General features: G+C 33.8%; 8 protein-coding genes. 5 read left to right on the forward strand and 3 right to left on the reverse strand.

The annotated features are described in order from the left end of the window. Window positions 1-126 precede the first annotated feature (126 nt). Together OZD63_RS01545 and OZD63_RS01550 are read right to left on the reverse strand one after the other, a co-directional pair. Window positions 127-846 carry a hypothetical protein gene (locus OZD63_RS01545; protein WP_275007940.1) on the reverse strand — a complete coding sequence of 240 codons (720 nt, stop codon included), beginning with the start codon at window positions 844-846 and terminating at the stop codon, window positions 127-129. An 80-nt stretch (window positions 847-926) separates the two neighbouring features. Beyond that, entirely contained in the window at window positions 927-1,115 is a 189-nt protein-coding gene (locus OZD63_RS01550) for a hypothetical protein (RefSeq protein WP_274979418.1), read from the reverse strand. On the opposite strand from OZD63_RS01550, the gene OZD63_RS01555 reads away from it, so the two are divergent. Together OZD63_RS01555 and secF are read left to right on the forward strand one after the other, a co-directional pair. Then, complete coding sequence (locus tag OZD63_RS01555; protein ID WP_458695126.1) at window positions 1,072-3,126, forward strand: heme lyase CcmF/NrfE family subunit; 2,055 nt, start codon at window positions 1,072-1,074, stop codon at window positions 3,124-3,126. The two genes, OZD63_RS01550 and OZD63_RS01555, sit on opposite strands and share 44 nt — an antisense overlap. Before the next feature lie 50 nt (window positions 3,127-3,176). Continuing rightward, window positions 3,177-4,052, forward strand: a complete 876-nt coding sequence (gene secF / locus OZD63_RS01560; protein ID WP_274979416.1) for a protein translocase subunit SecF — start codon at window positions 3,177-3,179, stop codon at window positions 4,050-4,052. 6 nt (window positions 4,053-4,058) lie between these two features. On the opposite strand, the gene OZD63_RS01565 is transcribed toward secF, so the two are convergent. Continuing rightward, the gene (locus tag OZD63_RS01565; RefSeq protein ID WP_038249096.1) at window positions 4,059-4,574 is read right to left on the reverse strand and encodes a TIGR02281 family clan AA aspartic protease; all 516 of its coding nucleotides are present in this window, start codon (window positions 4,572-4,574) and stop codon (window positions 4,059-4,061) included. A 134-nt stretch (window positions 4,575-4,708) separates the two neighbouring features. Between OZD63_RS01565 and yidC the strand changes: the two genes are divergently transcribed. From yidC to nusB, 3 genes are read left to right on the forward strand one after another with little or no spacing between them, the layout of a single operon-like run. Further along, window positions 4,709-6,409, forward strand: a complete 1,701-nt coding sequence (gene yidC / locus OZD63_RS01570; protein ID WP_275007943.1) for a membrane protein insertase YidC — start codon at window positions 4,709-4,711, stop codon at window positions 6,407-6,409. Next, window positions 6,387-6,815 (forward strand): 6,7-dimethyl-8-ribityllumazine synthase, encoded by a 429-nt coding sequence (locus OZD63_RS01575; protein WP_274979414.1) that lies wholly within the window; start codon window positions 6,387-6,389, stop codon window positions 6,813-6,815. The genes yidC and OZD63_RS01575 overlap by 23 nt, the downstream gene beginning before the upstream one ends. Next, window positions 6,815-7,297, forward strand: a complete 483-nt coding sequence (gene nusB / locus OZD63_RS01580; protein WP_182320764.1) for a transcription antitermination factor NusB — start codon at window positions 6,815-6,817, stop codon at window positions 7,295-7,297. The genes OZD63_RS01575 and nusB overlap by 1 nt, the downstream gene beginning before the upstream one ends. The last annotated feature ends 154 nt before the right edge of the window (window positions 7,298-7,451 follow it).

Raw genomic sequence — 7,451 nt, forward strand, 5'->3', positions numbered from 1 at the left:
CCAGTATTGGTCTAATTTTTTCAAATTGTTCTTTACTTATATCTCTTGGATAGCTTTTTTGCATAGATATACCTCTTTCTTAACTATGCTTATTTTACCTCATATTTTCGAGATCCTTAACAGGTTCTAAGATGCCATTGGTTGTAACATTCCTTCTTTTACACCCTTATTGTAAAAATTCTTCAACTCATCACTTGATAGTATTGTTATAGCATCTTCCCTTTTACCTTGTGATTTAGGATACTTTTTATTCAATAAACTAACATGATTTAACAAGAAATCTCTAACTAGCCCTTCTTTTTTTACTTCGGATAATCTTTCTAGTGTTTCTATATATTTCAGAGTTTCCGCAAAGAGCTGTTCACCAGAGGGAGCAAATCCTTGAAGTGATTTACTCTGTGCTTTACAAAAATCGGTTTGTAAAAAATCTTCAGCTTGTTTTTTTATTACTGAAAGTTCATTAAAGGCTTTTTCTGGATTGATTTTTCTCAAAATACTAATAGCTTTTCTAATCGCTTTTTCTCTCTTTTTATTATCTTGCTTTTCATTTAATATGAGATGTTCAGTTTTGGTAAAAGCATTACCTTGATCACTCTTTGCAATGTTACAAACGATGTTTTTTACAACTTCTTCGGTTGCTGCATAATCTATTTCTTTTGCAAAGCAGTCAACAAATGATTGCCAAACTTTTTTATTAACAAGTTTACTTGTCTTATTTTCAAAATCTTCTATATCTTTGAATCCTAAAATAGTATAGAGATTTTTTTCGATTATTGGTTCGGCATGTTGTTTTGCCACTTTACCTCTTATATTGAATGGAAATTTACTAATCTTAGTTGTACCCACAATGTTACCTCAATATTAACGCTATCTATAAAAGTATAAAGATTTAATATTTAATTTTTAATTAATACTAGCACAGCTAACTACGGGGGCATTATGCTAGCATCAATTAACACTTTAACTTCTAACTTGTCATCAGTAATATTGTTTATATAAAAACTATAATTTTTTATGCCTGAACTTGGGAATATATTGCTATTGCTAGCCTGCTTATTGTCTTTGACATATTTGTTTTTACCGCTTAGTTCTTGTCGGTTTATTACCACTGCCATATTTTTTTGTGTATCAGCGTCAATGGCTATTTTGATCTACTGCCACATTACAAATGATTTTTCACTTGAAAACGTATACTACCACTCACACACAACAAAACCTCTGATCTACAAGATTTGTGGTGTTTGGGGAAACAAAGAAGGGTCCATGTTGCTTTGGACCTTAGTGCTTGTCATGTATTTATTACTAATGGATATTTATATACCTTCTGTCATCCCAGTTTCCCCCTCTGTCATCCCAGTGCCCAGACACTGGGATCCAGACAATTTAATTGCAAATGAGTACATCAAATGGCAGTGTAATAAAAACTGGATTCCAGTGTCAAGCACTGGAATGACACCAGAACGAACTAATGGTAGTAAATTAAAAAAAATATCTCTTATCACTCATGGGCTGATTTGCTTTTGTTTTTTGCTGTTCACTTTAATTGAATCCAGCCCCTTCACTAAAATGCCAGGCATTGAAACAGATGGACTGGGTTTTAATCCGATATTGCAAGATATAGGTCTTGCTATTCACCCACCAATATTATATTTGGGGTACCTTGGGTTTAGCGTTCCTTTTTCGCTCTCTATAGCTGGATTAATTGCAAAAGTTGAAGGAAATGTTTGGGCTAAAATTGTCAGGCCTTGGGTACTTATTTCTTGGTCGCTGCTCACTTTGGGCATAAGCTTAGGTAGCTGGTGGGCGTATCGCGAACTTGGGTGGGGTGGATTTTGGTTTTGGGATCCAGTGGAAAATGTTTCTCTGATGCCGTGGCTAATTGCAGTAGCGCTGACACATTTGTTGCTCGTTGTACGAAATTTCAATACTTTAAGGAATTTTGCTATTTTACTTACGCTTACAACTTTTATATTGAGTGTGACTGGAACATTTCTAGTCCGCTCAGGAATACTTACCTCAGTGCACACGTTTGCAGATGATCCAAGGTATGGACTGTATATATTAGCTCTACTTGGTGTAATTACAGTCAGTAGCTTAGTAATATTCGTAGTGTTTACGAGAAAGAATCACACATCTGCGATGTCATTCCAGTGCGTGACACTGGAATCTGAAAAGAAACTTGCTACTCAAGTGACAGAGGGTAGAAGATTCTTTTCACGCCTTACGATGATGCTGATGAACAATTTATTATTCATCACTGCCTTTTTGATTGTGTTCGTTGGCACTTTATACCCTACAGTGCTCGAATATTTAACCGGTGAATTAATTTCAGTTGGAGCACCATACTATAATTCCTTATTTAACCCTATTGCACTTACTATTCTAGTGCTCGCCATGATCGGGCAATACTGCAGTTGGCAGGGAAATAATCTATTGCCAATATTCCGTGAATATAGATTTTCATTCTGCAGTGCTGCAGCTATTTTGCCGTTTATCTTTCACATGGAGCTAATAATTGTGCTATCAATTACTATCTCCATAGCATTATTAATCTTTGTTTTAGAGGCATATAGTAAAAGAATTTGTTTATTTAAGGTAGCATTTGGTGAATCAATTTTATTAGCAAAAAAAGTTTCTAAATCCTACTATGCAATGATAGCAGCTCATGCTGGAGTGGCAATTCTAGTGCTTGGTATAGCATATTCGGTTGGTTGGCAGGAGAAAAAAGAAGATTACTTAAAAATAGGGGATAGCATAACAGTCAATAAGTTTAAAGTTACTTTACGAAATATTGAGCTAATAAAGGAAAAAAATTTCCATGCAGTGAGAGGTACAATGGATATCAGGAATTTGCTGAATAATAAGATATTAGGTGAGATGACCCCTGAATATAGATTTTACCTTGTGGAAGGTCAGAAAAATGTTGAAAGCAGTATCTACCACAATTTATTTTCTGATATTTATGTTGTAATCGGTGAGATTGATAAGAGTAAGAGCAAAATTGCAACTAAAGTGTACTATAAACCTGGAATGTCTATAATCTGGCTTGGATCCTTTCTTATCGCTTTTGGTTCGCTTCTTGCTGCTTTTCCTTCTAGTGGACGAACGAGACTAATCACAAAATAAACTAGTGAATTTTTTGAAAAGTATATAAAATTCAAGTTTAAGTAAATAGCATGGCACTTAGGCTCATTCCAGATAACCTCGATATCAAGTTTAGTAAATATAGGGATTTGACTGCACTCGTTAGCATTATTCTTATCATCTTTTCAATGCTAATTGTTGTGTTACGCGGAGTGAACTTAGGCATAGACTTTGCAGGCGGAATTTTGATAGAGATAAAATCTTCAGATGAGAATCACTCTATTCTCGATGCATTAAAAGAAAATGGTTTTACAGTGCAGAGTTCAAAAGCGGGTGATAATTTAGTCATGCGTTTTAAAGATGAAGGAGGTGAAAATAAAATCAAAAAGATAAAAAGCATACTAGAAGAAAAGCTGGGGAGCTCAATAAGCTATCGTAAAATAGACTATGTTGGCCCACAAATAAGCTCAACACAAATATTTGAAGGAATGTTATCCATGTTGATCGCGATTGTTGGAATGTTTTTTTACGTTTGGTTTAGATTTAATTGGCAATGTGGATTCAGTGGAATAACAGCACTGATTCATGACGTGATTTTAACTGTTGGTTTTATTAGCCTAACTGGCATTGAGTTTAATATTTCATCAGTTGCAGCTCTCCTCACTGTCATTGGTTACTCAATCAATAACTCAGTAATTATATACGATCGGATTCGAGAGTATCGCAAGAGTGGTAAAAGTGGGCGGATGAGTGAGATAGTAGATGCAAGTATCAACGCTACATTATTTCGCACTATATTAACCTCGGGTACAACCCTTCTTGCTGCTCTTCCTTTGGCATTAATCTGCACAGATGCAGTGAAAGACTTCAGCTTGATCATTTTTTTTGGTATTTTGATTGGCACTTGTTCTGCAATATTTATTTCTGCTCCTATATTGACCTACAGAGCTTTGATAAGTAGATTGTAGAAGTGTTTAGTCGCGGTATAATATCAACTTATTATCTCTTATAGTGAAATGAAAATACCTTAAAAAGCTCATTCCAAGTAGTGAATGAGACATAGAATGAGTGTTAACGCTTGCCTGTACATCATTAATCAAAAAATTTCCTATTTTAACTTGAGGTATTTGGACCACTCCAGCTTTTATTTGACCTTTCGCAGTTTCATATATTTTAAAATCCTGAACGTTTTGTAAGTTAATACCAGCATGTAATGCGTCTTTTTGTGATAGAACAATATCGGTTGCTCCAGTATCAAGCAAAAACGTTATATTGCGATCATTGACTTGAGCCTGAATATAAAAGTGTCCATCATATGACTTCGTAAATTCAATACTTCCACTATTCTGACCGCTATTTTGAATTCTTCCTTTATATGGTAAAAAAGTACTGAGAAATCTGTTGCTTAGTTTGTCCCTTTGTGAATCAATAAGCATTGCAGTAGTGGCTATTATTAGCAACCAAATAACTAGATTTTTCACCGCGTTCATATTGTTAAAATTTGAAGCTATTAAAATAAATTTTAAAGATCAGCGTTAAAAGTTATTATTAAAAATAAGTAAATTTCATTGTTTTAGTACAATATTTAGTATACACTTTAAGAAGATATGTTTGATTTAATTTCATGTCAGAAGCAAAAAGTTTAATTTTGGCAGCTATCCTTTCCATGTTAATCATGGTGTCTTGGCGTATTATTTATGATAATTTTTTTAGTACAAACCAAAACCAGCCATTGATTGAAAATATTGAACATATCGAATCTTTTAACGACCTTGCTCCTATAATATACCAAAATCGTTCTGAAATTATTAATTCTACTCGAGAACAGAGGGTTAGTTTAACCAATAACATGATTAAAGGATCAATTTCTCTGAAAGGTGCAAGGTTTGATGACTTAATTTTAACTAATTACCACTTAGAACCGAGTTCTTCTTCTCCACAAGTGGTGTTACTGTCACCTGCAGAATCAAAAGATGTATATTTCGCAGAATTTGGGTGGCTCGATCCGAATAAAAAGATTAAAGTTCCAGATTCTAAGACAGTCTGGCAAGCAGATAAACTCAATCAAAAAGAGGTAATTTTATTTTGGGACAATGAGAATGGCATTGTGTTTAAAATGAAAATTAGCCTTGACGATAACTACATGTTTAAAATTGAGCAGATTGTTGAAAATAACACAAAAGATAATGTCGTTTTGGTTCCTTATGGTAAAATTAACCGTAAACGTGACAATATCAACGAATCTTATTGGATGTCCCATGAAGGAGTTCTGGGTGCATTTGATAATAAACTAGAGGAGTGGACATATAAGGATGTCTCTAAGAAACATTTAATAAAAGCAAGTGCAAGTGAAAAAAATTGGTTTGGTTTTGCTGATAAATACTGGCTTACAGCCATCATACCTGAGAAATTCGATAAAATAAATGTAAGCATTAAACACACGGACGTTAATAATACTGATAAATTCCAAGTAGATTTTGTCAAACCTTACAAGAGCATACTTCCTGGTGCAAGCACTTCTAATGTGAATTATTTTTTTGCTGGAGCAAAAAAGTTGAATTTACTGGATTCTTACAAGGATACTCTCAATATACCTTTATTTGATAAAGCTGTAGATTTTGGTGTTCTTTATTTTATAACCAAGCCAGTGTTTTTACTGCTTGAATACTTTAACTTCGTTTTAAAGAATTTTGGCTTAGCAATATTATTGCTGACTTTGGTTATCAAACTTTTGATGCTTCCCTTATCTACTAGATTCTATATTTCGACACTTAAGATGAAAAGCCTGCATCCTGAAGTAGCTCGTATAAAGGAGCTGTATGAAAGTGATAGTTTAAAGCAGAGTAAGGAAATAACTGCATTATACAAGAAAAATAATGTAAGTCTAATGTCGAGCATTTTTCCCATGCTCATACAAATGCCGGTATTTTTTGCTCTATATAAAGTATTATTTGTTACTATAGAGATGAGACACGCCCCTTTTTATTTATGGGTTAAAGATCTTTCAGCCCCTGACCCAACGAACATTTTTACATTATTTGGGTTATTTAACTACAATTTCCCTATTTCTATAGGCATTTTGCCTATAGTTTTTGGTATTACTATGATAATCCAGCAGAAGCTAAGTGAAACCAGCAAAGATGATATTCAAGTAAATGTTATGAAGTTTTTACCTTACATTTCTGTCTTTATTTTTTCTTCTTTTCCTGCCGGCCTGGTAATATATTGGATATTTAGTAGTATTATAACTCTAATTCAACAATCATTAATAAAGTTGTTTTTAACGAAAAAAGTGGTAGTGAATGTCGAAAATACTAATAGTTAATTCAATTTATTATGCTGAAATAGCAAACCTTTTGCTTGAAGGTGCAGTCGATAGATTAAAAGAAAGTTATGCAAGCTATGATATAATTAAAGTTCCTGGTGCATTTGAGATACCAGCTACAATTCTTTTTGCAGTCAAAAGCAAGCATGCTAATTATGACGGTTATTTAGCTCTTGGGTGCGTGATTCGCGGTGAAACCGATCACTATCAATATGTTTGTAAAGGAGTAATCGAAGGCTTAAATGAAGTTGTTATGCATTGTGCAATGCCCCTTGGTATGGGCGTAATTACCGCTGACAGCAAAGATAAAGCACTAGTTAGAGCTGATAAAAACAAAAAGAACGTTGGTGGCCATGCAGCCTCAACTGTTTTGCGTATGATAGATTTACACAATAAATTAAAATAATGGAGGAAAAACCAGTAGATAAAAAGTGGCGCATAAAAAGAAGCACGGCAAGATTTCTTGCTGTACAAATTGCTTATTCAAATATTTTCGTAGGTTACAACAAAAGCACTTTTAAACTGGAAAATTGTGAGCTTAAGGACTACATAAATAAGTTGAAAGATATATTTGAATGTGAAGAATTTGAACATCAGTTCTTAGAAAACTTGTTATATAAGGTTATAAAAAGCAGTGAAGAATATGATAAAATAATAGAGTCTTATTTACACCCAAGTTGGTCTCTCTCACGGTTAAATCTTATAAGCTTATCTATTTTGCGTGTTGCAGTATGTGAGTTAGCCAATTGTGATACGCCAGTTCCAGTTGTTATCAATGAGTATACTAACATTGCATCTGATTTACTTGATAAACCAAGCGAAATTGGTTTTATTAATGGGTTATTGGATAAGGCAAAAGATGCAGTTAAATTAAATAAAAATCCTTAGCAATTATAGCCAGCAAACACAGGGTGTCATTCGAGTAGCTGCTGTATGAACATTGTCTACCAGATCCCAGTGCTTGACACTGGAATGGCTTTGTTGCATAGCAACTGAAAAAATCTGGTGGCTGCTGACAAAATTCATTATAAAATAGCCATCT

This window comes from Wolbachia endosymbiont of Drosophila leontia (assembly GCF_028981785.1).
Lineage (GTDB): Bacteria > Pseudomonadota > Alphaproteobacteria > Rickettsiales > Anaplasmataceae > Wolbachia > Wolbachia pipientis.

What these genes read in the sequence shown, in the direction of transcription:
- OZD63_RS01550 (WP_274979418.1), bottom strand. Translation starts at nt 1,115, where the DNA reads ATGGCAGTGGTAATAAACCGACAAGAACTAAGCGGTAAAAACAAATAT.
- secF (WP_274979416.1), top strand. Translation starts at nt 3,177, where the DNA reads ATGGCACTTAGGCTCATTCCAGATAACCTCGATATCAAGTTTAGTAAA.
- OZD63_RS01565 (WP_038249096.1), bottom strand. Translation starts at nt 4,574, where the DNA reads ATGAACGCGGTGAAAAATCTAGTTATTTGGTTGCTAATAATAGCCACT.
- yidC (WP_275007943.1), top strand. Translation starts at nt 4,709, where the DNA reads ATGTCAGAAGCAAAAAGTTTAATTTTGGCAGCTATCCTTTCCATGTTA.
- OZD63_RS01575 (WP_274979414.1), top strand. Translation starts at nt 6,387, where the DNA reads ATGTCGAAAATACTAATAGTTAATTCAATTTATTATGCTGAAATAGCA.
- nusB (WP_182320764.1), top strand. Translation starts at nt 6,815, where the DNA reads ATGGAGGAAAAACCAGTAGATAAAAAGTGGCGCATAAAAAGAAGCACG.